Raw genomic sequence first — 339 nt, 5'->3', positions numbered from 1 at the left:
GACTGATTGGCAATATGGGGATTTGACTTGTTTCGATGGCTCTGTGAGCAAAACAGTTGCTCACTCATGGTTCTCAACGAGACAAGTCTCAGTCCAGAACCAGAAATGGTTGAGGACATCCTCGCCCTCCTCCACTGCTTTAGCTCCAGATTATACGGACGGAGTAAATACAAAACTCAGGTCAAAGAAGATCCGGATTTACCCCAGCCCCGAGCTAAATCAAGTCTGGCGTAAATGGCTGGCCGCTTGTCGGTATTGCTACAACCAAGCAATTGCATTATCCCGGAGTGGTAAACAACTAAGCAAACTGAAATTACGCAACGAAGTGATGCAGAGCGA

The 339-nt window shown here is 47.2% G+C and carries 1 protein-coding gene and 1 pseudogene; both read left to right on the top strand.

Annotated elements, in window-relative coordinates; all coding sequences use genetic code 11:
- Positions 1–6: 6 nt before the first annotated feature.
- Positions 7–234: pseudogene (locus P5683_RS26035) on the top strand (IS607 family transposase); the annotation flags it as partial.
- Positions 191–339, top strand: a 149-nt coding sequence (locus P5683_RS26685; RefSeq protein ID WP_396442614.1) for a helix-turn-helix domain-containing protein, incomplete at its 3' end; no start/stop codon positions are given. The pseudogene P5683_RS26035 and the gene P5683_RS26685, both read left to right, overlap by 44 nt.

The organism is Limnospira sp. PMC 1279.21, from assembly GCF_032349615.1.
Taxonomy (GTDB): domain Bacteria; phylum Cyanobacteriota; class Cyanobacteriia; order Cyanobacteriales; family Microcoleaceae; genus Limnospira; species Limnospira fusiformis.
This window is presented reverse-complemented; position numbering and strand designations above follow the sequence as displayed.